A 23,227-nucleotide genomic window follows, 5' to 3' on the forward strand; every position below is an offset into this window, starting at 1 on the left:
ATCAGTAAAGACAGAGTTGGTCGCGACCGCTGCGTTTGGCTCGATACAATGCTTGATCCGCACGTTCTTGCGTTTGTTGTAGCAACTCACCCCTTTGCCGTTGTGCGATCCCAATCGACAACGTGATGCTGACCGAATCGCCTGCATCCAAGATGATTTCTTGGTAACGGATGCGCTTTTGGATTTTTTCGAGGAGATAAGCAGCAGCCTGTGCGTCTCCTTGAATCAAGATTGCAAACTCTTCCCCACCGATGCGATAGACCGGATTGCTCGCCGTACAGTAGGTCGAAAAAATACGAGCGATTTCTTGCAAAATCACATCCCCGGCACGGTGTCCGTAACGGTCATTGTAATTTTTGAAATGATCGATATCGATCAAAGCGATCGATAAGTCCACCTCGGTCGTATCTAGGCGTTGGCGGTCATCTTGAAATTTACGAAAGTTGTTCAACTGCGTAAGATCATCGATTTTGACCAATGCCAAAATGCGCTGCATATCATTGACTATCGAATAAAGGAAGAACGCCAACGTATAGGCGAGAATGCCATAAACTATATAAATTAGGGTCGTTTTTTGAATATCACCCGTCAAATAAAAACCAAAAAGAAAGGAGATAGCGATCAAGTAGGTTATTGATAGGAACAACTCTTGTTTGTCAGTAAATCGCCGTTTGGCCCAGGCATGCAGAAATGTCAGTGTCACCATCAAAAAAAACGTAAGATATAAGTTCAGCCAAGAAGATTTTGATACTTCAAACAAGAAACGCCCTAACGCTAGATTGACCATCGTCGGTACGGTCACCTTCCACCCCAGATATTTCATGGAAAAAGCGTAAAGCAAGAAGCGCAGGTCAAATCGCGTTTCGTATACGACGTAAGAGAAATTCATCATCAGCATCCCCACCACGGTTTCACAAGCAATCGCCGCTGCGATCTGTTTCGCTTTGAATGTCCCTTGACCTACGAAGCCATCACTGATTTTGAATAACAAATAAATATTGATGATAATTGCGCCTAAATTTGCGAGTGTATTGACAACCAGCGTATTTGCCATTTCCTGTGCTTCCTTTCTAAAAAAAAGAACCCTTACTTGCTGATTCGACGGGACAATTCCAGAGACATTTCATTGGAAAAGCGGACAAAGCATCAAGTAAGGATCACTATTTATTATTGACAGTTTTTATCACTCTTGATTTAGAATAATTTACCAGAAATTATACATAGTTTCAATCTTTTTGTTGATATGCGAAGATTCTCAAGATAAATAAAATAATCAAAATGTATATTTTGTAAATAAATAACATTATTTCTTTATTATTACTAACTTTTTGTGCATAAACATTTAATTCTTTGTGAATTTGTGTAAATTATTTTTCCATTATTTTTTTACGTCTCAGGCAAGGTGCACACCCGGTTTCGGCCACTTTGTTTTGCGAGATAGAGTGCTTGATCGGCTCTTTCAACAGCTGCCAAGATATCGCCATGACAAACTGTACTCGCTTCAACGCCGCAAGACAAAGACATCGTCCCTTTTTCAAAATTAGCCACAGGAAACATACTGCTGGAAATGGTTTGACACAGTGTCGTCATTGCAGCTACGGTCCGTTCTTTGACATCCCCTTCGATCACGAGACAGAACTCTTCGCCGCCATAACGATAAAAGGAATAGGTCTCGGCAAAATGCGCCTCTAAAAAAGTAGTCGTCCGTGAGGCAAAGGTTCTCAACAACTCATTTCCGGCGATATGACCATAACGGTCGTTGACCTTTTTGAAGTGATCGAGATCAATCATGGCGATCGTCACAGTCTTTTTCTGTGAAACGGCTTGAAGCAGATCGTGGTTATAGGTCCCATAGTTGAAGCAGCCGGTCAACGCATCGATCTTACTATTCGCCAGCTCTGCCAGTACTTGGTATTCTTGCCCCTCAATCAATCGATGCAACCACATAAAACTTCCTAGCAGCACGAAAGAACCAACAAATACTGCCAACATCGCTTCCCAGTCATAGGTCGTCGTATGATGGACTAGCATCGAAAAACGCGGTGAGAGCAGGCAGGTCAAAAAATACATCATATAAAATTGCTGTTGCGGACGGATCAGCTTGACTTTTGATAAAAGAAAATCAAGGACAAAGATCCCCACTCCGAATAATGGAAGATAAAAAGCTTTACCCACATCAGAAAAACCGACAAACCACAAATAAAAGACGACCATACACGGCGTTATCAAAATCAAGATCTTGCCACGATCACCATAGAAAAAATGACTCGCAATAAAAGCAGTTGTGTATTGATAACAGATAAACCCAACTGAATTCATTGAAAAAGAAAGAATAAAATACAAATGCGTAAACGTCAGAATACCAATAATAAAATACTTAAATGGACGAGAAACCGATATTTTTTGCACACTTCGTACAAAAACATCTGCGGTCACCAGTAAACTGGCAATCATCAGCGGCAAACCAAACGCCAAAAGCACGCCTCGTTCTAACATTCCATCACAATCGCTCTCCTTTAGACCATAAATATCCTTGTTGCAAATGCACCCCCATCTCAAGCAACTGGACCATTTTTTCGCGGTTCTCGATCCCTTCAACGATCAGCTCAAGCTGATATTTTTGGGCAACCTTCAACCAACAAGCCAAAAAGCTGAAGCCAATCTCCTCATCAAGCTGAATAAACGGTAACAACGAAAATTTCAAACAATCAACGCTGGCAAGATTGGCAAAGACCAACGAGAGGGTATTTTGTCCGCAACCGATATCATCGACCGCAATCACATAACCATAAGCTTTAATTTTTGCAATGGCTACAGACAAATCAAATGACTCTTGCTGTATGCGTACGGGGTGTTCCGTCAATTCAATCTGCAACTGCGCCTTATAAACAGCCATCGTTTCAAAAAAGGACCACGTAGACTGCCACAGCAGCTGTTGTGGATGTATATTGACACTAAAGCGGGTTTCCGGCTTTTTTTTGCATAAACGCCGCAATTCCTTGGCATACCATCTCATCAATTGCTGATTGCCACTTTCAGTTTGAATCATTGTGCTGAATTCTTGCTGTGGAAATCGGTTGTTCTTCTCGCTACGTAGCAAGACTTCATAGCCATTCACCTCTTGCTGACTTAGCGATTTTACCTGCATGATTGGTTGACACAACAGATAAAGGCGGTCTGTGTTCTCCCAAGTCGTTTCATTTCCCATCTTCGTTAAGCCCCCATCTAGTAAAGTTATCACTTCCGAAAATCGGTAATATTCCTGTCATCGCTCGTTTCTCATGCTATAAAATGGTTCTCTCAAAGGAACTGATTTGCCTAAGTATACCAAACAGAACCAAAAATGCCCAAATATTTTAAATTCTCTGAAAGAAATTTCTGTGAAAGAATCGACTGTGATTTTCCGTTCCACTCCATGCCTGTTTCATAGAAATGCCCCAAAGCAACCATTGCTTTTTTCAATTTCGTAGAAACTAGCTTGTTGAAAGTGGCTTCTTCCATATCAGTCTCCTGTTTCTTTAAGTACTTATAAAAAACACGATTCTTTTTAAATAACAAAAAAACAGCAAGAGTGCTTGCTGTTTTTTTCTACGTATCTCTTTGACTGGGGTAGCTGGATTCGAACCAACGCATGACGGAGTCAAAGTCCGTTGCCTTACCGCTTGGCTATACCCCAATAATGGTGGAGGAGAGTGGATTCGAACCACTGAACCCTAAGGAACGGATTTACAGTCCGTCGCGTTTAGCCACTTCGCTACTCCTCCAAAAGGTTTTTCTCAAACCTGACAATAGTTATAATACCGAAAAAGATAACAAATTGCAAGAGCAAAAAGTAAATTTTTCTAGAAATTATTCATGTAAATTCCATTGACGAATAATCATCTCGATGGCAGCTTCTAAGCTTCTGCTCGAACCTAGATCTTCATCCCCTAAAAAGCTTTGAAATTCTTTTGGTCCAGTTGTTAAAATCTCACCAATGCGTTTTTTTCCGATGAATAATTCATTGACGGTATAGTCTTTGCCATGAATGGCTTTTGTTGTTTCTTCAATACGTACTTCGATATCTTTATTTTTCTTAGACATGGTTGCACCTCTTTCTTTACAGCACCTTCCTATTTTAACAGAAAAGCAACAAAAGAAAAAGAAAATCTCTTCTGGAAATAAAAAAAGTAGCCAATCTTTACGATCAGCTACTTTTTCTTAGATCACTTCTGGTTCGTCAAGACAGCACTCGTCACGGTATAGCCTGCATCGCTTAAAATTTTCTCGATTGCTGCGACTTGCCGTGATTCTACTTGGATCTCAACAACTGTTTTTAGTGCCATCCGATTTACCACAATCGTCAAAATACTCATCTGATGATCCGCAAGGAGTTTCGTCACGTCTGCTAAAACCCCCACATGGTCATCCGTGATCTCAATGGACACTCGTGTTCCACCATCGTGGTACCCAGTGATTTTCAAAAAGGCATCGAAAATATCATTGTTGGTAATGATTCCCACTAAGGCATCATCATCCATGACTGGTAAAACCCCCACGTTCTCACTACGCATGACGGAAATGGCGTCCTCTAATAGTGCATCTGGTTCAATCGTAGTCACTTTTTTCAACATGATATCAGCGACTGTCGTTTTATTTAAGAGATAGTTCATTTCATAAACACTTAAACTTGTCGCTTTTGAGGGGGTTGCTTCAGCGATCGTTCCTTCCGTGATCAACCCTACTAATTTGCCATCATCAACGACAGGTAGACGATGGATATCGTGCTGCTTCATCACATCTATTGCATCAAAGATCGGTGTTTGTGAATCGACGGTGATGACCGTCTTCGTCATAAAATCACTTACGCTCATTGTTTAACCTCCTAGATACGCTTTTCTAACTTCATCACTTGCTAGTAATTCTTCTCCAGTACCTTCTAAAACGATTTTCCCGGTTTCTAATACATAGCCGCGATCGGCAATCGATAAAGCCATTTTCGCATTTTGTTCGATCAGCAGCACAGTCGTTCCTTGCTGCTTGATTTCTTGAATGATGGAAAAAATTTCTTTGATAAAAATTGGCGCCAAGCCCATCGATGGCTCATCCAGCAAAAGCAAGCGCGGTTTTGACATCAATGCCCGCCCCATTGCCAACATCTGCTGCTCACCGCCAGATAATGTCGACGCATCTTGCGAGAGGCGTTCTTTCAATACAGGAAACTTGCGGTAAACTTGTTCATAGTCTTCTTTGACACCACTGTCTTTACGCAAGAAGGCGCCCATCTCTAAGTTTTCTTGAACCGTCAAACCGGAAAAGACGTGCCGCCCTTCTGGCACCTGCGACAAACCGTTTGCGACGATTTTTTGCGGTGCTTCTTTCTCAATTTGCTTTCCTTCAAAAGTGACGGAGCCTTTTGAAGGACGGATCAATCCAGAAATCGTCCGTAAAATCGTGGTTTTTCCGGCACCATTGGCACCAATCAGCGAAACGATCTCTCCTTGATTGACGTGGAAGGAAACATCATGAACTGCTTGGATCATGCCGTAGTGAACACTTAAATTTTGAATTTCCAGCATCAGATTTCCCCTCCTAGATAGGCTTCGATTACCCGTGGATTGTTTTTGATCTCTTCTGGTTCACCGTGGGCGATGACTTGTCCGTATTCCAGTACATAGATCCGTTCGCACACTTCCATGACCAAACTCATATCATGCTCGATCAAGAGGATCGTCAATTGAAAATCTTTTTGGATCTTATAGATCAGCTTTGTCAGTTCTGTTGTTTCCTGAGGATTCATCCCCGCTGCCGGCTCGTCAAGAAACAAAATTTTTGGCTCTGTAGCCAATGCGCGTACGATCTCTAAACGGCGTTGCTCGCCATAAGGCAAATTTTTCGCTAACGTTTGGCTTTTGCCATCCATATCAAAGATCCGTAACAGCTCTAAGGCTTTTTTCTTCATGGATTCTTCGTTTTTGTAATACTTTGGCAAACGCAAGATGCTCGTCAGTAGTCCTTCTTTATGCTTACTGTTCATAGCGATCAAGACGTTATCCATTACGGACAAGTTTTTAAACAAGCGAATATTTTGGAAGGTTCTTGAAAGGCCTAAATCCGCGATTTTATAAGGCTTCACGCCATTTAAACGTTTTGGCTTACCTTGGGTCTCAAAAAGCACTTCGCCTTCACTAGGCTCATAAACACCTGTCAGGAGGTTAAAGAGCGTTGTCTTGCCGGCACCGTTTGGTCCAATCAACCCGACCAGCTCATTGGTATCTAGATGGAGGTCTACATGAGAAACAGCAGCTAAACCACCGAAGTTTTTCGTTAAGCTTTTAACTTCTAATAGAGGCATCGTTGTCATCCCCCTTTTTTCTAAATTTGTCCAACAGTCCTTTTACGGAGAATTCCCAGGTCCCTAAAAGTCCGCTTGGTTTAAAGATCATGATGATGATCAAAGCCAATGCATAAATGATCATGCGCAAATCAGAGAAGCCTTGCAAGTACATGTTTAAGATTCCTAGCACTACTGCCGAAACAACCGCTCCTGTGGTACTCCCAAGCCCTCCAAAAACGACGATGATCAACACATCGATCGATTTCATAAAACCGTAATCTCGTGGGAAAACCGACTGCTGATAGCTGGCATAAAGGGTACCAGCAATGCTTGCCATCACTGCCCCCATCACAAACGCAATTACCTTGTATTTCGTTGTGTTGACCCCCATCGACTCTGCAGCGATCTCATCTTCCCGAATCGCTAAAGTCGCTCTGCCTGGTCCGCTATGGATAAAGTTTGAAACGACAAGAATCGATAGAACGGCAAAGAGAAAGACGATCTGCCAATTACTGAATTGGGGCAATCCGAAAATTCCAGCAGGACCATTGGTCAAGCCTCGTAGGTTCACCAACAAGATCCGAATGATCTCTGCCACACCTAGGGTAGCGATCGCTAGATAGTCGCCTTTTAAACGGAGGGTCGGGATCCCAACCACTAATGCGACTGCACCTGAAACCAGCATCCCCACCAGTAAACCAGTTAAAAAGCCGCCAAAGGTTGGATTGCTTGCCGACAGGATCGCGCCAGCATAAGCACCGATTGCCATAAACCCAGCATGTCCTAAGGAGAATTGCCCTGAAAAGCCGATGATTAGATTCAAACTGACTGCCAAGATGATATTGATTCCGATATTGACGATGATCGCATCAGAGAACAGATTAATCATTCCGCCATTGTAGGCTGCAAATAATCCAAAATAAAGAATAGCTGCCAGAGCGAGCCAGATTAAGTTGTAACGTAAATTCTTTTTCATTTCTGCCACCTACACTTTCTCTTTGATATTTTTGCCGAGAATCCCAGCTGGACGAACCAACAATATAATTATTAAAATGACATACACTAAAGCATCCTTGTAATCAGAAAAACCAAGCGCTGTCGCTGCTGTCTCCACTAAACCGATCACAAAGCCGCCTAAAGCTGCACCAGGAATGATCCCGATCCCACCGAGAACCGCCGCAACAAAAGACTTCAGACCAGGAACGACCCCCATTGATGGATCAATGGAATTATAATACAAACCGATCAGCATCCCGCCAGCTGCAGCCAAAGCCGAGCCTAAGGCAAAGGTAAAGGAAATCGTTCGATTAACATTGATCCCCATCAAACGCGCTGCATCTGCATCAACACTTACTGCACGCATCGCTTTTCCCATACGGGTCTTTTTCACGATCAATTGCAAGAGAATCATTAAGGTAACCGAAACAGCCAAGATCAATAACTGGACATTACTTACTTGAACAAACCCGATGGAATAGGTTTTTCGTTCGATTGCTTGCGGAAACGGGCGCACATTGGCAGAAAAGAAAAAGATCATGACATTTTGCAAAAAATAAGAAACCCCGATTGCCGTAATCAATGCCGAAATTCGCGTGGAATTTCTCAAAGGACGATAGGCTAAAAATTCAATCGTTACCCCAAGTGCTGCACTGGCGATCATCGAAATGAATAACGCTGGGAAAAAGCCCAATTGCCATTGATTGATCAAAAAGTAACCAATAAAACTACCAATCATATAAACTTCTCCGTGGGCGAAGTTGATCAGCTTGATGATGCCATACACCATCGTATAACCCAACGCTAACAAGGCGTAGATACTGCCTAGAAACAAGCCGTTGATCAATTGTTGGATCATCATTTCCATATACTCACTTCCAATATCATTTATTATGGTTCTTCTCATTAGAGAAAAGAAACTGAGACAAACACATCAGGTCTGTCCCAGTTTTCACTGCCAAACAACTACAGGTTTTTAAGGTTCCACAGTGTCTGCTGAGGTTTCCTTCCCGTCAGTCAATCCTAAAACAACTGCTGATTTCTCAGGGTTATGATTTTCATCCATTGTGATTTCACCTGTCACGCCGACAAAGTCTTTCAGTTCAGACAAACCAGCTGCAATTGCCAATGAATCTGCTGAGTTTTGATCTTCGATTGCTTGTTTGATCATGTAAACTGCATCATAGGCTAACGCATTAAAAGCAGAAGGTTCTTTGCCATACTTTTCATTGAAAGCTGCCACAAACGGCTCAACTTTGTCGTTTGCTGGTGCTTTGGTAGAGAAGTGACCGGTATAGTAAACATTGCTGACATTTTCTGCACCAGCTGTTTGAACCATTTTTTCATCACCGAATCCATCGGCACCAATGATTGCTTGATCAATTCCTAATTCTCGCGCTTGCTTGATGATCAAACCAGCTTCTGTGTAGTAGCCTGGAATGAACAAGACATCGAAGTCGACATCTTTGATTCTTGTAAGAACTGCTTGGAAATCTTTGTCGCCTTCAGTAAAGTTATCTTCTAAGACAATTTCGCCTGGGTAACTTTCTTTAAATGCTTCCGTCAATCCAATTGCGTAATCACTTGAGTTGTCTCCCAAGATCACAGCTTTTGATGCATCCAAATTTTCAGCCGCATATTTCGCTAAGATCGTTCCTTGGAAGCTATCTTGGAAACAAGAACGGAAGGCAAATTCTTGCACTTTCCCACTAGTATAAGTAATCGCATCGTCAGTACCTGAAGGTGTAACCATTGGTACTTGTGCTCTGGTCACGTTAGGCAAAGCCGCTTTCGTAGCACCAGAAGTTGCTGGACCAATGATGGCTACAACTTTATCATTTGTAGCTAAGTTGGCTGCTACCGTTGCAGCTTCATTGTTATCTGATTTGTTATCTTTCGAAATAATTTCAATTTGTTTTCCAAGAATACCGCCGGCAGCATTGATTTCTTCTACTGCTAAGTCGATTCCTTCTTTTTCAGCCGTCCCATAAGCAGCTACGGCTCCTGACAACTCTAAGTTGGTTCCGATCTTGATGGTATCTCCCTCTTGTTTATTGCCACCTTCAGCACCCCCGCTGCCATCCGTTGATCCACCTGTTGGTCCAGCGCTACATGCTGTTAACAAAAACAAACTCGCAAACAAAAACGCAAATTTCTTTTTCATAATTTTCCTCTCCTTCACTTCCCCTGAATATGTTATCCAATATACTGAAAAATCTGGAAAATGTCAACGAATTATCAGAATATTTCACCTATTCAGAATTTATTTTTTTTACTAGGAAAAAATGGTGTTTTTAAAACACTGTTCCATCAATAATGGAATCGCTTTTCATTTTTTTGAACAAAAAGAAAAGCAAGCAAAGTTTTTTTTCCTTTGCTTACTTTTTGATCGTTTCGAATTGCTTCATTTTTTGTCAAAAGGACGTTTGAAAACATTACATCAAGATGTTAGCGGCTATTCGTGGATACAATGCTTGAAAATTGGCTGCCGCCCCAACTAGATTGGCATCGTTGCGATAGTCACATAGCTTGATCAGTGGGACAAAATCATTTAAAGCTTGATCTGCCAACATTTTTTTCAACCGTTGATTCACTTCTTCTAACAAGCCATTTTTGGCACTGACACCGCCACCGATAATGATCACTTCAGGATCAAAAGCAAATTGAATACTGAATAGTCCTTGCGCTAAATAGCGGTAAAATTTATTGACTTCCTCGATCGCAATGGCATCCCCATCTTCTGCACGTTGAAAGACCTCTTCGCCGGTAATTGTGGTTCGATCTACACCAATTCGATCACAATAACGCCAAGCCATCTGAACCGCTGTCCCTAGTTGCGAAAATGTTTTGCCTTGATCCAAAATCATCAACCCAAATTCACCGCCGTATAAATGTGCCCCACGGACTAGCTCACCATTTTGAAACAGGGTACCGCCAACGCCTGTTCCGATCACAACGAAAGCTGCTTGCTGATACTCTTTGCCCGCTCCTTGATAGAATTCAGCCATCCCAGCGCAATTAGCATCATTTTCGATGGTTACTGGTACCCCAAACACTCCTTCGAGTTCAGAGTAGATGTCAAACCCATGGATATAAGGAATCGCACTGATACCGTCGATTCGACGTTCTTGGGCATTGACTGCACCTGGAGCACTGATCCCGACCCCTTCGATCTCTTCGTTTACGCTTGCTCTTACTTGCTGCAACTGGGCTTTCATTTCTTGCCACGTGCTTGGTGTAGTAAATTTGCCTTTACTCACCAAAGAATCCTGTGCCCAGACGCCATATTTTACTGCTGAACCACCCATATCAAAGACTAAAATCGCCATTTTTTTCCCTCAATCCTTTATTATTCTGATACTATCTATTTTACCGTAAGTCCCCACTTGAAGAAAGCGATTTCCGAGAACAATAAAAAAAACAGCCTAAAATCGCCATAGACTGTCTCTATGGGATTAGAGCTGCTTTTCCAAAATAACTTGATCGATCAACTGCTGCCCATTTTCGAAAATCGGTTCAGCATAGTGAGTGGTGAAATAATTTTCCATCCGGTCTTTTTCAACATAGCCTTGCGTTTGGTACAAAGTCAGGGCTGCAGAGGGCAGACTACCAGTTTTGATCACTACAATCGGCCGTTTTGCCCCAAGGTGTTGACTGAGGATCGCTTCTTCGGCAGCTTGCAGCAATTGACAACCAATGCCCATTCCTTGCTTTTCTGGAGAAACGGCCACATTCATAATCTCCCAGTTGTTGCCTTGATTTTGATAAACTAGCACACCAATCATTTCTCCAGCTTCTTCATAAACAAGTGTTTGGCTATTATATAGATAGCTTTCTACGACTGCTTTTTCAGGATCTGCATCCAGCAGCAACGCCCAAGGATACGCTTCATTAGAGTCGATTGGACGAATCATGGCTTTTTGGCTCCTTTTTTACATTTTTGTTGATTCCTTTTAACTTTTCCGATAACGGTACGTTGGTTTGACTTTGTCTTGCGTATTTCGTTTTAAAGTAAACGTCTGGGGTACGTAATCTATACCGCCTTTTACAAAGGGATGGCAGCGTAAGATACGAGCTACCCCCATCAAACCTCCTTTGGCTGCGCCATGGACTTGGATCGCTTGGATCATGTATCCTGAGCAAGTCGGATAATAACGACAGCTAGGAGGAAATAATGGGGAAATAAAACGTTGATAGAAACGAACAAAGCCAATCAAAAGTTTACTCATTTCTTGCCAACCTTTCTTTTTATGATCACGATTCAGTGAAGATAGATAGAAAAAACTAGGACTCAGCACGAGGCATAAGTCCTAGTTTGGGGTTACTTCATAAACTCAAAGATATGATTCCAAAGACTTGGAGAGAAGACTTTAAAAGGACTACCGTCGCCAATCACCCCATAGCCAATCATCGTTCCGGCTAAGAACAATAAAATAGCTAATAATATGACGATTAGAATTTTTATCAAGCTAGTTAGAATGTAACGGTTCAACTTCACTTTATTCTCTCCTACTCCTACTATGCGTTTACTGGTACGGTTTCTTCAACTGCTTCAGAAACTCGTTCCACAGAAGCACCTAATTGCTGCAATTTTTCATGGAATTTGTAATAGCCACGATCCAAATATTTTAGATTGCGGACACGTGTCCGACCAGTTGAACGTAGACCTAATAAAATTAACGCTGCTGCTGCACGTAAATCCGTTGCATAGACCAGCGCACCTTGCAATTCATGGCCGCCTTCGATCACTGCTACGTTGCCGTCTATTTTGACATGAGCATTCATCCGACGCATTTCTTCTAAATGTTGGAAACGGTTCTCAAATACAGTTTCGTTCACAACACTCGTTCCAGCTGCTAAAAGTTGAATAGCAGACATTTGCGCTTGCATGTCCGTAGGAAAACCTGGATGAGGCATTGTTTTCACATCTGTTGCCTTCAATTGTTCAGGTCCAACGACACGAATCCCTTCAGCTACTTCAGTCACTTCTGCGCCCATTTCGATCAATTTTGAGATCAATGGACGATTGTGTTCTGAGATCGCATCTTTAATAATGACGTCTCCTTGGGTCATCGCTGCTGCAACCATAAAGGTTCCTGCTTCGATACGGTCTTGGACGATCGAATGTTCCACCGCATGAAGGTGATCGACCCCTTCGATACGCATCGTTTCGGTTCCTGCACCAAAGACTTTGGCACCCATTTTGTTTAAAATGTTTGCTAAATCGACGATTTCAGGTTCACGAGCGACGTTTTCAATGATGGTGATACCTTTAGCTTTTACCGCAGCCATCATGATATTTTGCGTTGCGCCGACACTTGGGAAATCCAAGTAAATGCTATTGCCTTTTAACTCATCGGCGATCGCTTCTATGTATCCATCTTTTTGGATGATTTGAGCGCCTAGTGCTTGAAATCCCTTCAAATGCAAATCAATTGGTCGTTTGCCGATTGCACAGCCGCCAGGCATTGCCACTTTGGCATGACCATTACGGGCTAACAAAGGCCCCATGACTACGATTGAAGCGCGCATTTGGCTTACATACTCATAAGGTGCTTCGATCGCTAACTCTTGTGATGCATCGATCGTCATCGTATTGTTTTCTTCTTCAAAATCGATTGCGACATTTAAATGCCGAATCACTTCTTTCATTGTTAATACATCGGAAAGGATCGGTACATTTGTTAATGTCGTTGTTCCTTCTTCCGCTAATAAGCTTGCCGCTAAGATAGGTAGAACAGCATTTTTTGCCCCTTCGATCTTCACTGTTCCAGTTAATCGATTACCACCTTGAACGATCATCTCTTCCATTTATGTTCCCTCCAAATAATGCAGTGACTCACACAAATCTTGCCAATTATAGCATAATATTCGGTGTTTTTGCATATATTAATGAAATTCTTAAAAACCTGTTAAAAATAAATTACGACATAACGCAATCAACTCAAGGAAAAAAGTACTGGCGGTGTAGCCTAATGCAATCGCAAGAAACACCATGACCATTCGTATCTGAGTCGTTCGTAAGGCTTTAAAAAAAGCATCGATCCGCACAGATTGCAATGCCCAAAATGCTAAATAGATGAACGCTAAATGACTCACGATTCGAATGATTGCATCAATTCCATACACTTGCATACTTCCTGCTCCTTTTTCATAATTGAACATTCCTATCATACCACAAAGATGTCAAGATAAAAAATAATCTTTCTTGAAACCTTCATGAAAAGACTTTAAAAAGTTTTTAAAACGTTTTCTCGAATAAAAAAAAACAAAGGCAAGATGCCCTTGTTTTTTTAGGAATGTTTTGACACGTTGATTCGATTAATGGCGCGGTGCAAAGCAACCGTTGCGCGACGAAGCTGGTCGATATCTTCGACTTGTTTGGCCTCTTCGATTTGACGTTCTGCACGTTGTTTTGCTCTTTCTGCCCGTGAAACGTCGATATCACGATCACGTTCCGCACTATCGGCTACGATGGAGACAACATTGTCCCGCACTTCAAGGATACCGCCATTGACGGCGACCCAGTCGACGTGAGTATCTGAATCGATCCGTTTGACCCGGACTTCATCAATCGTCAAAGGAACGATGATTGGGGCATGATGCGGCAAAATACCGATCTCACCATCTGTCGTACGTGCAACCACGATTTTCGCGTGATGATCGTAAACCAAACCAGCAGGTGTCACCACATTGACTGTTAAAAATTGATCCATGAGGTTCCCCTCTTTCTTCAAGGCTGGTTAATTAATAGCCAATTTTTTTCGCTTTTTCAATGACGTCTTCAATTCGTCCTACACTACGGAAGGCTTCTTCTGGAAGATCATCATATTTTCCTTCAAGAATCTCAGCAAAGCCTTTGATCGTTTCTTCAACTGGTACATAAGAACCAGGTTGTCCAGTAAACTGTTCCGCTACGTGGAAGTTTTGCGACAAGAAGAATTGGATCCGACGCGCACGAGCCACTAACGTTTTTTCTTCATCAGACAACTCATCCATCCCTAAGATAGCGATGATGTCTTGTAGTTCGCGATAACGTTGCAACGCATGCTGTACTTCAGTCGCTACTTCATAGTGTTTTTCACCAACGATTTCAGGTGCTAACGCACTAGAAGAAGAAGCTAGCGGATCAACAGCTGGATAGATCCCTTGTTCAGTCAATTTACGTTCCAAGTTGGTTGTTGCATCCAAATGGGCAAAAGCAGTCGCTGGTGCCGGGTCCGTGTAGTCATCGGCAGGAACATAGATTGCTTGAATAGAAGTAACCGATCCTTTTTTTGTTGAAGTGATCCGTTCTTGCAATTGTCCCATTTCGGTTGCTAGTGTCGGTTGATATCCAACGGCAGAAGGCATCCGACCTAGTAAGGCAGATACTTCAGAACCAGCTTGAGTAAATCGGAAGATATTATCGATAAACAAGAGCACGTCTTGTCCTTCTACATCGCGGAAGTACTCCGCTAAGGTCAACCCAGTCAAGGCAACCCGCATCCGGGCACCTGGTGGTTCGTTCATTTGTCCAAACACCATGGCTGTTTTTTCGATAACGCCAGATTCTTTCATTTCATTATAAAGGTCGTTTCCTTCACGTGTCCGTTCACCAACACCTGTGAAGACAGAGATCCCCCCATGCTCTTGGGCAATGTTGTGGATCAGTTCTTGGATCAAGACAGTTTTACCAACACCGGCACCACCGAAAAGACCAACTTTCCCCCCTTTTAAATAAGGGGCTAATAAGTCGATAACTTTGATCCCAGTCTCAAGGATCTCGGTACTTGTTGACAATTCATCAAAGTCAGGAGCTTTTTTGTGGATCCCACTGCGGGGTGCTTCTTCAGGAAACGGTGCTTCTAAATCGATGGTGTCCCCTAAGACATTAAACACCCGTCCTAAGGTTTCTGTCCCAACTGGAACAGAAATGGAGGCGCCTGTATCGATTACTTCCATTCCTCGTTGTAAGCCATCTGTTGATTCCATGGCAATCGTACGGATAACGCCGTCGCCAAGTTCTAAGGCAGCTTCTAACACAACTTTTGTTTTCTGCTCATCTTTTTTGTAAACAATCAACGCATTGTTGATATCTGGTAATGATTGGTCTAGAGAGAATTCCACGTCAACAACGGGACCAATGACTTGAACAATCTTGCCTGAACTCATTCGTATTCCTCCATTCGTTCTTGAAACTATTCTAACGCGGATGCCCCCGCCACAATTTCAGTAATTTCTTGGGTGATCGCTCCTTGGCGCGCTCGGTTATAAGAGATCGTCAAGTCCCCAATAATATTTTTGGCATTATCTGTTGCTGTTTTCATCGCTGTCATTCCGGCAGCATGCTCGGCTGTTTTTGCGTCAACAATCGCACCATAAATCAAGCTTTCAGCGTATTGAGGCAGTAATTGATTCAAAATTGCTTCTCTGGAAGGTTCAAACAAGTATTCTTGTTCATAACTTTCGGCTTCTTCAGGATCTAGATCGGAAATCGGCAACATTTTCTCCACACGAAATTGGCTAGTCAATGAGTTGATGTGATGGTTATAACACACATATAATTCATCGAAGACTTCGTTTTGGTACATCGTTGTCGCCAATGTTACGATTTTACGCACCTCGTCAAAGCTTGGTTGATCCGAAAGGTTTCTTAGCTCGTACGCCAAATTGATGCCCCGTGCTTTGAAAAAGTCAGCGCCAGTTGCACCAATGGCAATCATGACATACTCTTCTTCTTTTGCATGGTCTTCATCCAGCATGGTCATCATTTGCTTCAAGATGGAACTATTGTAGCCGCCCACTAGACCGCCATCAGAAGTGATGACGATGTAGCCTGTGCGTTTGACCGGACGACTAACCAACATACTGTTATAGTTCACACCATCTTTTGGACCAGAACCTGCAAGATCGGAAAGCTGCTGCGCAGTTAAATGCGTAACGATTTCACGTACTTTGTTGGCATACACTTGAAACTGTTTCGAATGAGCTTCAGATTTTGTTAATTTTGCAGCTGAAACCATTTGCATGGCCTTTGTGATTTGGCTGGTTTTTTTTGTTGAGGCAATTCGTTGCTTGATTTCATTTAATGAAGCAGCCATTTTCTCTCACCTCTTTTTATGCGTTTTGCATTGTCGATATTTTATCTTGGGGTGTCACCCGAGAACCGTTGGATGCCATGAAAATATCTTTGAATGCTTTAATGGTGTCATCTAACAAGCTTTCTTCTGGCAAATCTTTCGTTGTCCGAATGGTTTCAAAAATCGTCGCTGCATTTGCTTCGATATATTCAAATAATTCTGCTTCAAAGTCCAATAGTTTATTGACTGGTACACTATCAATGAATCCATGCGTCAAGGCATAAAGAATCACGACTTGTTTTTCTACTGCCAGTGGTTCATGCAGTTTTTGCTTCAAGATTTCAACGGTTCGACGACCGCGGTTTAATTTGGCTTGTGTTGCAGCATCTAGATCAGACCCAAACTGCGTAAAGGCCTCTAGTTCGCGATAGCTAGCCAAGTCCAAACGCAAGGTACCGGCAACTTTTTTCATTGCTTTGATCTGCGCAGACCCCCCAACCCGTGAAACGGATAATCCAGCCGCTACGGCAGGACGAACACCAGAATAGAAAAGGTCGTTTTCTAAGAAAATTTGTCCATCTGTGATAGAAATCACGTTGGTTGGGATATAGGCTGAAATATCCCCTGCTTGTGTTTCAACAAACGGCAATGCCGTCATCGATCCACCACCTAGTTCATCACTTAATTTCGCTGCACGTTCCAATAAACGAGAATGCAAGTAGAAGACATCCCCTGGGTATGCTTCACGACCTGGCGGACGACGTAGAAGTAGAGAAAGTTCACGATAAGCGACCGCTTGTTTTGATAAGTCATCAAAGACGATCAAAACATGTTTGCCGTTATACATGAATTCTTCCCCCATCGCAGCCCCCGCATAAGGTGCGATATAAAGCAGTGGTGCTGGTTGTGAAGCACCTGCTGAAACCACGATCGTGTAATCAAGGGCCCCGTAACGCCGCAATGTTTCCACTTGTGCACGAACAGTTGAATCTTTTTGGCCAATTGCGACATAAATACAGATCATGTCTTGCCCTTTTTGGTTGATGATCGCATCAATAGCGATCGTTGTTTTTCCGGTTTTCCGGTCACCGATGACTAATTCCCGTTGGCCACGACCGATTGGTACTAAAGCATCAATAGCTTTCAACCCTGTTTGCATTGGTTCCGAAACGGATTTCCGTTGCATAACACCTGGTGCAGCTGCTTCGACTGGGCGTGATTTATCTGTTTCGATCGGACCTAAACCATCGATTGGTTGCCCTAATGGATTTACTACCCGGCCAATTAATGCATCGCCGACAGGAACTTCCATGATTTTACCGGTTCGTTTTACTTTGTCCCCTTCACGAATGGTTTCAAAATCACCTAGGATGATGATTCCGACATCGTTTGACTCTAAGTTTTGTGCCATCCCATAAGAACCGTTTGAAAACTCAAGCAGTTCTCCACTCATGGCATTTTCTAAACCGTGGGCGCGGGCGATCCCGTCCCCAACATATGTGACAGTACCGATTTCTTCTACAGAAAGTTCGTTCTGATAATTTTTAATTTGCTCTTTGATCAAGGCACTAATTTCTTCTGCTTTGATGGCCATCCGATTCACCTCTTATCTCTTGTTTATCTGCCGATTTTTTGTCGCAGATAATCCAGTTGGCTCTTAATACTACCGTCGATCACTTGATGATTTGCTTCAACGATGACACCGCCTAAAATCGTTGGATCGATCGTTTCTTTCAATTGTGCCTGCTTGTACCCAAGCTTATCGGCGATTTGCTTTTCGATTTTGCTTTTTTGTTCTGCTGACAAAGCAACAGCCGTTGTGATCGTTCCGAGAACAAGACCTTGATATTCATCGTAACGACGTTCGTATTCATCAATGATCAGCAATAGATCATCCATGCGATCATATTCATAAACGATCTCTAAGAAATTTCTGACCAAGCCTTCAAAGCCCTTCAGCAATTGATCGACTAATTGTCTTTTTTCATGGAGATCCAAGCGGTTATCCGTCACGATCTGACCGAATGTTGGAATCTCCTGATAAATCTGACGCAAGGTCATTAATTCTTGGTAAACTTCTGTCAAGCGCTGTTCTTCCATCGCCAATTCGAACAAGGCTTTTCCATAGCGTTTTCCCACTGTGAATTTATCGAGTTTCATTAACTGAACCCAATCCTTCGATATATTGATTGATTAGGGATTCATGATTTTCGGGAGTCAATTCGCGTCCTAAGATTTTTTCTGCGATTTGAAGCGAAAGTTCTGCAACATCATCTTTCACTTCTTTTAACGCAGTTTCTTTTTCAAGGGTGATATCTGAGTTTGCTTTTTCTTTCAAACGAGCCACTTCTTCTTTGGTCTCGCTCAAAATATTTTGTCGACTCAATTCCCCGCTGTCTTTGGCGCTCTTGATGATCTCCGCAGCTTCAGAATGAGAACGTGCCAATTTTTCTTGGCGTTCTTTTTCTAATTTTGCTGCATTCAAGCGTGATTGTTCCGCTGAATCCAAATCATTGGCGATTTTATCTTCCCGTTTTTGCATCATGCTGCTGATGGCATCCCATGCAAAATGTTTCAATAAGAATAGCAAAAGAAGAATTGATCCGCTGACAACGATAATATTGCCAAGCATTGGATTTTGAACTTCCGCTATAACCAACTGATTTAGCATAACGATTCTTCCTTTCTGAAAGTCATTGTTTCATTAGAAAAAAGCAAAAACGAGTGCAATTGTTCGTTTCTGCCTTTTCGTGCTTGTCTTATCGGAAGACTAATAACAGCGCGATAACTACCCCTAGAATCGGTACAGCTTCGACTAACGCTACCCCGATAAACATTGTTGAACGTAGTTGACCTGACATTTCAGGTTGGCGTGCCATTGATTCGATCGTTTTTGCGATTACTTGTCCGTTACCATACCCTGCACCAATTGCTGCTCCGATAATTGCTAATCCTGCTCCAATAAAGTTCATTCTTTTTTCCTCCTAATTGTATGTCGATTCGATTAATGTTCTGCCACGATTTTGTGGCTCATAAATACCATGGTCAATGTAACAAATACATAAGCTTGGATCGCTCCAATAAAGAGCGAGAAGCCAATCCAGATCATTTCTAGCGGCATCACGATCGGCAATGACCACCAACCAAGACTAATAAACATGTTGGCAATCAATCCTAATAACACTTCACCAGCGAATATATTTCCATATAAACGCAAGCCTAACGTGATGACATTAGTAAATTCTTCGATGATTTTTAGCGGCAATAAAAAGCCCACCGGTTTCAGATACGAATTGATCAAGTAATTTTTGAAGCCCAACGACTTGATCCCAAAGAAATGTGTCAAGGAAATAACCATAAGTGCAAGTGTCAATGTAACAAACGGGTCTGCTGTCGGACTTTTCCATAAGGTAATGTCATCTGTCGTCACGATTTTTGTGACTAAGCCGATCTCATTTGCCACAAACACAAAAAGAAACATTGTTACACCGAGCAAATGAAAGTTGTTCACTTGAGATCCTGGTAGATTGTCCGCCACGATGCCACGAACAAAGTCAATGACCCATTCAATGAAGTTCTGCTTCCCTTTCGGTTTCATTTGCAGGTTACGTGTACAAATAAAGACCACCAAAAAAACAATAATACAAGAAATGATTGTCATCATAGCTACAGTTCCATCAAACCATATAGGACCGATATGAAACATAAGCGATTTATCTTCCAATCTTTCTCACCTCTTTTCCTGTCATCTCCAGAAAAAATCTGGTGTTACAATGCGTTTCCTCTCATAACAATCGGTATCATACCACCACGAATGGAAAATTTCAAAGCATTTTCAAGAAAATTAGACAAAAAACTCACAATGCCAAAAATCCTAAATTAATTGAAAAATCCTCGTGTCGCTATGTGGAAGAAAAAGCCTGTTATATCAACAGCTTTCCCTTAAATGCTACCAAATTTAGCGTGATTTTCAAAGCAATAACCTCTATCGGATTCTAAAAGAAGTTCTTAGAAAATTAGAAATTTCTAAGAACTCGGTCAATTTGTCTTTCTTGATCTTTGCGTTTCAAGGATTCCCGCTTGTCATATTCGCGTTTTCCTTTCGCTAAACCAATCAAAACTTTGGCATAACCATCCTTGATATACACCTTTAATGGCACAATCGTCATACCGGTATTTTTTGTTTCGCCAATCAGACGAGCGATCTGCTTTTTGTGTAGCAACAGTTTTCTCGTCCGCAATGGATCGTGATTAAAAATGTTTCCTTGCTCGTAAGGACTGATATGCACATTGACTAAGAATGCCTCACCGTTACGAATGCGTACAAAGCCGTCTTTCAAATTGATCCGGCTGTTACGGATCGCTTTGATCTCTGTTCCCTGTAAGACGATCCCCGCTTCGATCGTATCGAGGATCGTGTAATCATGGCGGGCCTTTTTGTTTTGGGCGATTAATTTCCCTTCTCCTTTAGGCACGGGCCATCCCTCCAATTATTTTTTCTTGATTCCTTTGTAAAAAGGTTTTTTCTTTTTCACTTTGCCAGCTTTTTTCGGCTTGCCTTTGCCTGATTGCTCAAAGCGTTTCCCTTGGTTTTTCTCAGGGTTTCGTTGTTTTTTTCCACGGCGGCTAGCTTCATTTTTTTGATTGTTGTTACGTTTGTTGGCTTTTGGTGCTTGCAGTTTTTCAACTTCTTCTGCTGCTACCAGTTCGAAATCGATCTCTCTTGTTTCTGGATCAGCCTTTACGACTTTGATGCGAACTTTCTGACCAATTTTAAAGGTCAGGCCTGTCCGTTCACCCACAAGTGCCAGATGGTTTTCCAAATAATGGAAGTAATCTTGCTTCAGATTATTGATATGGATCAACCCTTCAATCGTGTTAGGCAATTCAATAAACAAGCCAAACTTAACGACGGAACTGATGATACCGTCAAACTCTTCTCCTACTTTATCGGCCATATACTCAGCTTTTTTAAGCGCATCGACTTCTCTTTCTGCATCGACTGCTCGTCGTTCCATTTGGGAGCTGTGCAGCGCGATGTCCGGCAAGATTTCAGCCCATTTGTTTTGGTTGGCTTCTGAGACATCTTCACTGTAAGATCGAATCAAACGATGCACGATCAAGTCGGGATAACGACGGATCGGTGATGTAAAGTGGGTATAATCTTCCGCTGCCAAACCATAGTGGCCGACGTTTTCTTCTGAATACTTCGCTTGCTGCATACTTCTTAGCAGCATTGTATTGACAACCATTGCCTCTGGCTTATCTGCGACATCTTCAACCACTTTTTGCAATTGTTTTGGTGAGATCGAGCCATTGGTCTGCTTGACTACGATCCCTAAAGCAGATGCAAAATCAAAGAAGCGTCGCATTTTCTCTTCTTTTGGTTCCTCATGGATCCGGTAAATAAATGGTAAATGCTTCTGATTGAAATGACGCGCCACGGTTTCATTGGCTGCCAACATGAATGATTCGATCAATCGTTCGCCGACGCCCCGTGCTCGTAGAACGATTTCTTGCGGGTGTCCTTCTCCATCGACCAAGACTTTTGCTTCTCGGTCTTCAAAAGAAACTGCCCCACGTTTGATGCGCATCGCTTCTAACACGTGATGCAAGGCGGCCATATCATGGAACATCGGTACTAATTCCGCATATTCTTTGGTGGTTTCTGGATCATTGTCTTCAATGATTTGATTGACTGCTTGATACGTCATACGGGCACTTGTTTGAATAATACTTTGGAAAATATTGTAATCTGTGACGATCCCCTCTTGGTTGATCCACATTTCACAGCTCATAGTCAACCTTGGGACATTCGGATTCAACGAACAGATCCCGTTTGATAAACGCTGTGGGATCATCGGAATCACACGATCCGTAAGATAGACACTCGTTCCCCGATCAAACGCTTCTTTATCCAATGCGCTGTTTTCGGTCACATAATAAGAAACATCGGCGATATGCACGCCCAAATAGAAGCTACCGTCAGGCAATGCTTTTACGGTCACCGCATCATCCAAATCTTTGGCATCCGCTCCATCGATTGTTACAATCTGTTGATCTCGTAAATCCCGCCGTTCCGGAAAGTCGGCAGGATCGATCGTATCTGGTACTGCATCTGCCGCTGCTAAGGTTTCTTCCTCGAATTTTGTTGGAATCCCGTTCGCCACGACGATCGATAATATATCCATTCCAGGATCGTTTTTATGTCCTACAACTTTCGTGATCAACCCCTCTAAGCTTTTCGAATAACCTTTTTCTGGGTAATGGCTGATTTCAACGATCACAATGCTCCCATCTACAGGTCGAATCCCTTGAGCACCAATAAACACCTTTAATTCACTTAGTTTTTTATCTTTAGGCTGAACAACGCCATATAGATCCGACTCTTCGATCTCTTTTTCATCAAATAATGTAAACTCGCCGACCAACTGACTGATGGCCCGTTTTTTGATCTCAACGACTTTCCCCTCTGCACCACGATCTGAGAAAGGATCCGAAACGTGCACGATGTCCACAGCAACGGTATCGCCGTCCATGGCATAGCCTGTTGCTTCTTTAGGGATATAAATATCGTCTTCTTCTTCATCCAAAGTGACAAAGCCGAAGCCCCGCTCGTTGGCACGGAAGGTTCCTTCCACAAACACTCGTTTCATGGGTAATTTCACTTTGCCTTTTTTGTTAAAAATCACGCTGCCTTCTCGTTCCATCGCCGCTACTGTCTGAACAAGATTCTTAAAGTCTGAACTTTTTTGAAGTCCTAGACCTTCAGCAATTTCTTCCATTGAAAAACTTTTTTTGCGGCTTTCTTCGAGAAACTGAATGATTTTTGTTTTAATCGTTTCTGTCATAA

Annotated in this window: 26 protein-coding genes and 2 tRNA genes; all 28 read right to left on the reverse strand. The window is 42.4% G+C overall.

Features of this window, described 5'->3' with window-relative positions:
- Position 1: 1 nt before the first annotated feature.
- Positions 2 to 1,054, reverse strand: a complete 1,053-nt coding sequence (locus IGI94_RS11950; protein ID WP_005234402.1) for a GGDEF domain-containing protein — start codon at positions 1,052 to 1,054, stop codon at positions 2 to 4.
- A 332-nt stretch (positions 1,055 to 1,386) separates the two neighbouring features.
- The gene (locus IGI94_RS11955; RefSeq protein WP_008380908.1) at positions 1,387 to 2,496 is read right to left on the reverse strand and encodes a GGDEF domain-containing protein; all 1,110 of its coding nucleotides are present in this window, start codon (positions 2,494 to 2,496) and stop codon (positions 1,387 to 1,389) included.
- A 4-nt stretch (positions 2,497 to 2,500) separates the two neighbouring features.
- A complete protein-coding gene (locus IGI94_RS11960; protein WP_005234399.1) occupies positions 2,501 to 3,208 on the reverse strand; it encodes an EAL domain-containing protein in 708 nt (235 codons plus the stop codon).
- A 396-nt stretch (positions 3,209 to 3,604) separates the two neighbouring features.
- Positions 3,605 to 3,676: transfer RNA gene (locus IGI94_RS11965), tRNA-Gln, on the reverse strand.
- 4 nt (positions 3,677 to 3,680) lie between these two features.
- Positions 3,681 to 3,764 (reverse strand) — tRNA-Tyr (locus IGI94_RS11970).
- 85 nt (positions 3,765 to 3,849) lie between these two features.
- Entirely contained in the window at positions 3,850 to 4,083 is a 234-nt protein-coding gene (locus IGI94_RS11975; RefSeq protein ID WP_005228752.1) for a DUF2969 domain-containing protein, read from the reverse strand.
- Positions 4,084 to 4,205: 122 nt separating this feature from the next.
- Positions 4,206 to 4,853, reverse strand: a complete 648-nt coding sequence (locus tag IGI94_RS11980) for a CBS and ACT domain-containing protein (protein WP_008380901.1) — start codon at positions 4,851 to 4,853, stop codon at positions 4,206 to 4,208.
- A 3-nt stretch (positions 4,854 to 4,856) separates the two neighbouring features.
- Positions 4,857 to 5,558 (reverse strand): ABC transporter ATP-binding protein, encoded by a 702-nt coding sequence (locus IGI94_RS11985; RefSeq protein WP_005234392.1) that lies wholly within the window; start codon positions 5,556 to 5,558, stop codon positions 4,857 to 4,859.
- Complete coding sequence (locus IGI94_RS11990; protein WP_429960557.1) at positions 5,558 to 6,334, reverse strand: ABC transporter ATP-binding protein; 777 nt, start codon at positions 6,332 to 6,334, stop codon at positions 5,558 to 5,560. Before IGI94_RS11990 ends, IGI94_RS11985 begins: the two co-directional genes overlap by 1 nt.
- The gene (locus tag IGI94_RS11995) at positions 6,315 to 7,292 is read right to left on the reverse strand and encodes a branched-chain amino acid ABC transporter permease (RefSeq protein WP_005228744.1); all 978 of its coding nucleotides are present in this window, start codon (positions 7,290 to 7,292) and stop codon (positions 6,315 to 6,317) included. Before IGI94_RS11995 ends, IGI94_RS11990 begins: the two co-directional genes overlap by 20 nt.
- Before the next feature lie 9 nt (positions 7,293 to 7,301).
- On the reverse strand, positions 7,302 to 8,180 hold the full coding sequence (locus tag IGI94_RS12000; protein WP_008380893.1) for a branched-chain amino acid ABC transporter permease: 879 nt from the start codon (positions 8,178 to 8,180) through the stop codon (positions 7,302 to 7,304).
- 108 nt (positions 8,181 to 8,288) lie between these two features.
- Positions 8,289 to 9,476, reverse strand: coding sequence for an ABC transporter substrate-binding protein (locus IGI94_RS12005; RefSeq protein ID WP_139960541.1), 1,188 nt, complete (start codon positions 9,474 to 9,476; stop codon positions 8,289 to 8,291).
- 271 nt (positions 9,477 to 9,747) lie between these two features.
- Positions 9,748 to 10,641, reverse strand: coding sequence for an ROK family protein (locus tag IGI94_RS12010; protein WP_429960556.1), 894 nt, complete (start codon positions 10,639 to 10,641; stop codon positions 9,748 to 9,750).
- Between the two features lie 126 nt (positions 10,642 to 10,767).
- Positions 10,768 to 11,226 (reverse strand): GNAT family N-acetyltransferase, encoded by a 459-nt coding sequence (locus IGI94_RS12015; protein WP_438899821.1) that lies wholly within the window; start codon positions 11,224 to 11,226, stop codon positions 10,768 to 10,770.
- A 39-nt stretch (positions 11,227 to 11,265) separates the two neighbouring features.
- Entirely contained in the window at positions 11,266 to 11,541 is a 276-nt protein-coding gene (gene yidD / locus IGI94_RS12020) for a membrane protein insertion efficiency factor YidD (protein WP_008380886.1), read from the reverse strand.
- Positions 11,542 to 11,633: 92 nt separating this feature from the next.
- Positions 11,634 to 11,810, reverse strand: a complete 177-nt coding sequence (locus IGI94_RS12025) for a DNA-directed RNA polymerase subunit beta (protein WP_005228723.1) — start codon at positions 11,808 to 11,810, stop codon at positions 11,634 to 11,636.
- Between the two features lie 20 nt (positions 11,811 to 11,830).
- On the reverse strand, positions 11,831 to 13,123 hold the full coding sequence (murA, locus tag IGI94_RS12030) for a UDP-N-acetylglucosamine 1-carboxyvinyltransferase (protein WP_008380882.1): 1,293 nt from the start codon (positions 13,121 to 13,123) through the stop codon (positions 11,831 to 11,833).
- Positions 13,124 to 13,213: 90 nt separating this feature from the next.
- Positions 13,214 to 13,447: a DUF1146 family protein gene (locus tag IGI94_RS12035; protein ID WP_008380880.1), complete on the reverse strand. Its 234-nt coding sequence runs from the start codon at positions 13,445 to 13,447 to the stop codon at positions 13,214 to 13,216.
- Positions 13,448 to 13,605: 158 nt separating this feature from the next.
- Positions 13,606 to 14,028 carry a F0F1 ATP synthase subunit epsilon gene (locus IGI94_RS12040; RefSeq protein WP_005228716.1) on the reverse strand — a complete coding sequence of 141 codons (423 nt, stop codon included), beginning with the start codon at positions 14,026 to 14,028 and terminating at the stop codon, positions 13,606 to 13,608.
- A gap of 31 nt (positions 14,029 to 14,059) precedes the next feature.
- Positions 14,060 to 15,466 carry a F0F1 ATP synthase subunit beta gene (gene atpD / locus IGI94_RS12045; RefSeq protein ID WP_005234377.1) on the reverse strand — a complete coding sequence of 469 codons (1,407 nt, stop codon included), beginning with the start codon at positions 15,464 to 15,466 and terminating at the stop codon, positions 14,060 to 14,062.
- Between the two features lie 26 nt (positions 15,467 to 15,492).
- Complete coding sequence (locus tag IGI94_RS12050) at positions 15,493 to 16,395, reverse strand: F0F1 ATP synthase subunit gamma (RefSeq protein ID WP_005228710.1); 903 nt, start codon at positions 16,393 to 16,395, stop codon at positions 15,493 to 15,495.
- Positions 16,396 to 16,411: 16 nt separating this feature from the next.
- A complete protein-coding gene (gene atpA, locus IGI94_RS12055) occupies positions 16,412 to 17,968 on the reverse strand; it encodes a F0F1 ATP synthase subunit alpha (protein WP_008380876.1) in 1,557 nt (518 codons plus the stop codon).
- A gap of 23 nt (positions 17,969 to 17,991) precedes the next feature.
- Positions 17,992 to 18,534, reverse strand: coding sequence for a F0F1 ATP synthase subunit delta (locus tag IGI94_RS12060; RefSeq protein WP_016619750.1), 543 nt, complete (start codon positions 18,532 to 18,534; stop codon positions 17,992 to 17,994).
- Positions 18,521 to 19,045 carry a F0F1 ATP synthase subunit B gene (atpF, locus tag IGI94_RS12065; protein ID WP_005228706.1) on the reverse strand — a complete coding sequence of 175 codons (525 nt, stop codon included), beginning with the start codon at positions 19,043 to 19,045 and terminating at the stop codon, positions 18,521 to 18,523. The genes IGI94_RS12060 and atpF overlap by 14 nt, the downstream gene beginning before the upstream one ends.
- Positions 19,046 to 19,133: 88 nt before the next feature.
- On the reverse strand, positions 19,134 to 19,346 hold the full coding sequence (atpE, locus tag IGI94_RS12070) for an ATP synthase F0 subunit C (RefSeq protein ID WP_005228705.1): 213 nt from the start codon (positions 19,344 to 19,346) through the stop codon (positions 19,134 to 19,136).
- A 32-nt stretch (positions 19,347 to 19,378) separates the two neighbouring features.
- Complete coding sequence (atpB, locus tag IGI94_RS12075; RefSeq protein ID WP_008380872.1) at positions 19,379 to 20,098, reverse strand: F0F1 ATP synthase subunit A; 720 nt, start codon at positions 20,096 to 20,098, stop codon at positions 19,379 to 19,381.
- A 292-nt stretch (positions 20,099 to 20,390) separates the two neighbouring features.
- Positions 20,391 to 20,849: an SsrA-binding protein SmpB gene (smpB, locus tag IGI94_RS12080; protein ID WP_008380870.1), complete on the reverse strand. Its 459-nt coding sequence runs from the start codon at positions 20,847 to 20,849 to the stop codon at positions 20,391 to 20,393.
- 15 nt (positions 20,850 to 20,864) lie between these two features.
- Entirely contained in the window at positions 20,865 to 23,225 is a 2,361-nt protein-coding gene (gene rnr / locus IGI94_RS12085) for a ribonuclease R (protein WP_438899822.1), read from the reverse strand.
- Between the last annotated feature and the right edge of the window lie 2 nt (positions 23,226 to 23,227).

Origin of the sequence: Enterococcus sp. AZ149, assembly GCF_051714285.1 — a bacterium.
GTDB lineage: Bacteria > Bacillota > Bacilli > Lactobacillales > Enterococcaceae > Enterococcus_D > Enterococcus_D entomosocium.

What these genes read in the sequence shown, in the direction of transcription:
- IGI94_RS11950 (WP_005234402.1), bottom strand. Translation starts at nt 1,054, where the DNA reads ATGGCAAATACGCTGGTTGTCAATACACTCGCAAATTTAGGCGCAATT.
- IGI94_RS11955 (WP_008380908.1), bottom strand. Translation starts at nt 2,496, where the DNA reads ATGTTAGAACGAGGCGTGCTTTTGGCGTTTGGTTTGCCGCTGATGATT.
- IGI94_RS11960 (WP_005234399.1), bottom strand. Translation starts at nt 3,208, where the DNA reads ATGGGAAATGAAACGACTTGGGAGAACACAGACCGCCTTTATCTGTTG.
- IGI94_RS11975 (WP_005228752.1), bottom strand. Translation starts at nt 4,083, where the DNA reads ATGTCTAAGAAAAATAAAGATATCGAAGTACGTATTGAAGAAACAACA.
- IGI94_RS11980 (WP_008380901.1), bottom strand. Translation starts at nt 4,853, where the DNA reads ATGAGCGTAAGTGATTTTATGACGAAGACGGTCATCACCGTCGATTCA.
- IGI94_RS11985 (WP_005234392.1), bottom strand. Translation starts at nt 5,558, where the DNA reads ATGCTGGAAATTCAAAATTTAAGTGTTCACTACGGCATGATCCAAGCA.
- IGI94_RS11990 (WP_429960557.1), bottom strand. Translation starts at nt 6,334, where the DNA reads ATGCCTCTATTAGAAGTTAAAAGCTTAACGAAAAACTTCGGTGGTTTA.
- IGI94_RS11995 (WP_005228744.1), bottom strand. Translation starts at nt 7,292, where the DNA reads ATGAAAAAGAATTTACGTTACAACTTAATCTGGCTCGCTCTGGCAGCT.
- IGI94_RS12000 (WP_008380893.1), bottom strand. Translation starts at nt 8,180, where the DNA reads ATGGAAATGATGATCCAACAATTGATCAACGGCTTGTTTCTAGGCAGT.
- IGI94_RS12005 (WP_139960541.1), bottom strand. Translation starts at nt 9,476, where the DNA reads ATGAAAAAGAAATTTGCGTTTTTGTTTGCGAGTTTGTTTTTGTTAACA.
- IGI94_RS12010 (WP_429960556.1), bottom strand. Translation starts at nt 10,641, where the DNA reads ATGGCGATTTTAGTCTTTGATATGGGTGGTTCAGCAGTAAAATATGGC.
- IGI94_RS12015 (WP_438899821.1), bottom strand. Translation starts at nt 11,226, where the DNA reads ATGATTCGTCCAATCGACTCTAATGAAGCGTATCCTTGGGCGTTGCTG.
- yidD (WP_008380886.1), bottom strand. Translation starts at nt 11,541, where the DNA reads ATGAGTAAACTTTTGATTGGCTTTGTTCGTTTCTATCAACGTTTTATT.
- murA (WP_008380882.1), bottom strand. Translation starts at nt 13,123, where the DNA reads ATGGAAGAGATGATCGTTCAAGGTGGTAATCGATTAACTGGAACAGTG.
- IGI94_RS12035 (WP_008380880.1), bottom strand. Translation starts at nt 13,447, where the DNA reads ATGCAAGTGTATGGAATTGATGCAATCATTCGAATCGTGAGTCATTTA.
- IGI94_RS12040 (WP_005228716.1), bottom strand. Translation starts at nt 14,028, where the DNA reads ATGGATCAATTTTTAACAGTCAATGTGGTGACACCTGCTGGTTTGGTT.
- atpD (WP_005234377.1), bottom strand. Translation starts at nt 15,466, where the DNA reads ATGAGTTCAGGCAAGATTGTTCAAGTCATTGGTCCCGTTGTTGACGTG.
- IGI94_RS12050 (WP_005228710.1), bottom strand. Translation starts at nt 16,395, where the DNA reads ATGGCTGCTTCATTAAATGAAATCAAGCAACGAATTGCCTCAACAAAA.
- atpA (WP_008380876.1), bottom strand. Translation starts at nt 17,968, where the DNA reads ATGGCCATCAAAGCAGAAGAAATTAGTGCCTTGATCAAAGAGCAAATT.
- IGI94_RS12060 (WP_016619750.1), bottom strand. Translation starts at nt 18,534, where the DNA reads ATGAAACTCGATAAATTCACAGTGGGAAAACGCTATGGAAAAGCCTTG.
- atpF (WP_005228706.1), bottom strand. Translation starts at nt 19,045, where the DNA reads ATGCTAAATCAGTTGGTTATAGCGGAAGTTCAAAATCCAATGCTTGGC.
- atpE (WP_005228705.1), bottom strand. Translation starts at nt 19,346, where the DNA reads ATGAACTTTATTGGAGCAGGATTAGCAATTATCGGAGCAGCAATTGGT.
- rnr (WP_438899822.1), bottom strand. Translation starts at nt 23,225, where the DNA reads ATGACAGAAACGATTAAAACAAAAATCATTCAGTTTCTCGAAGAAAGC.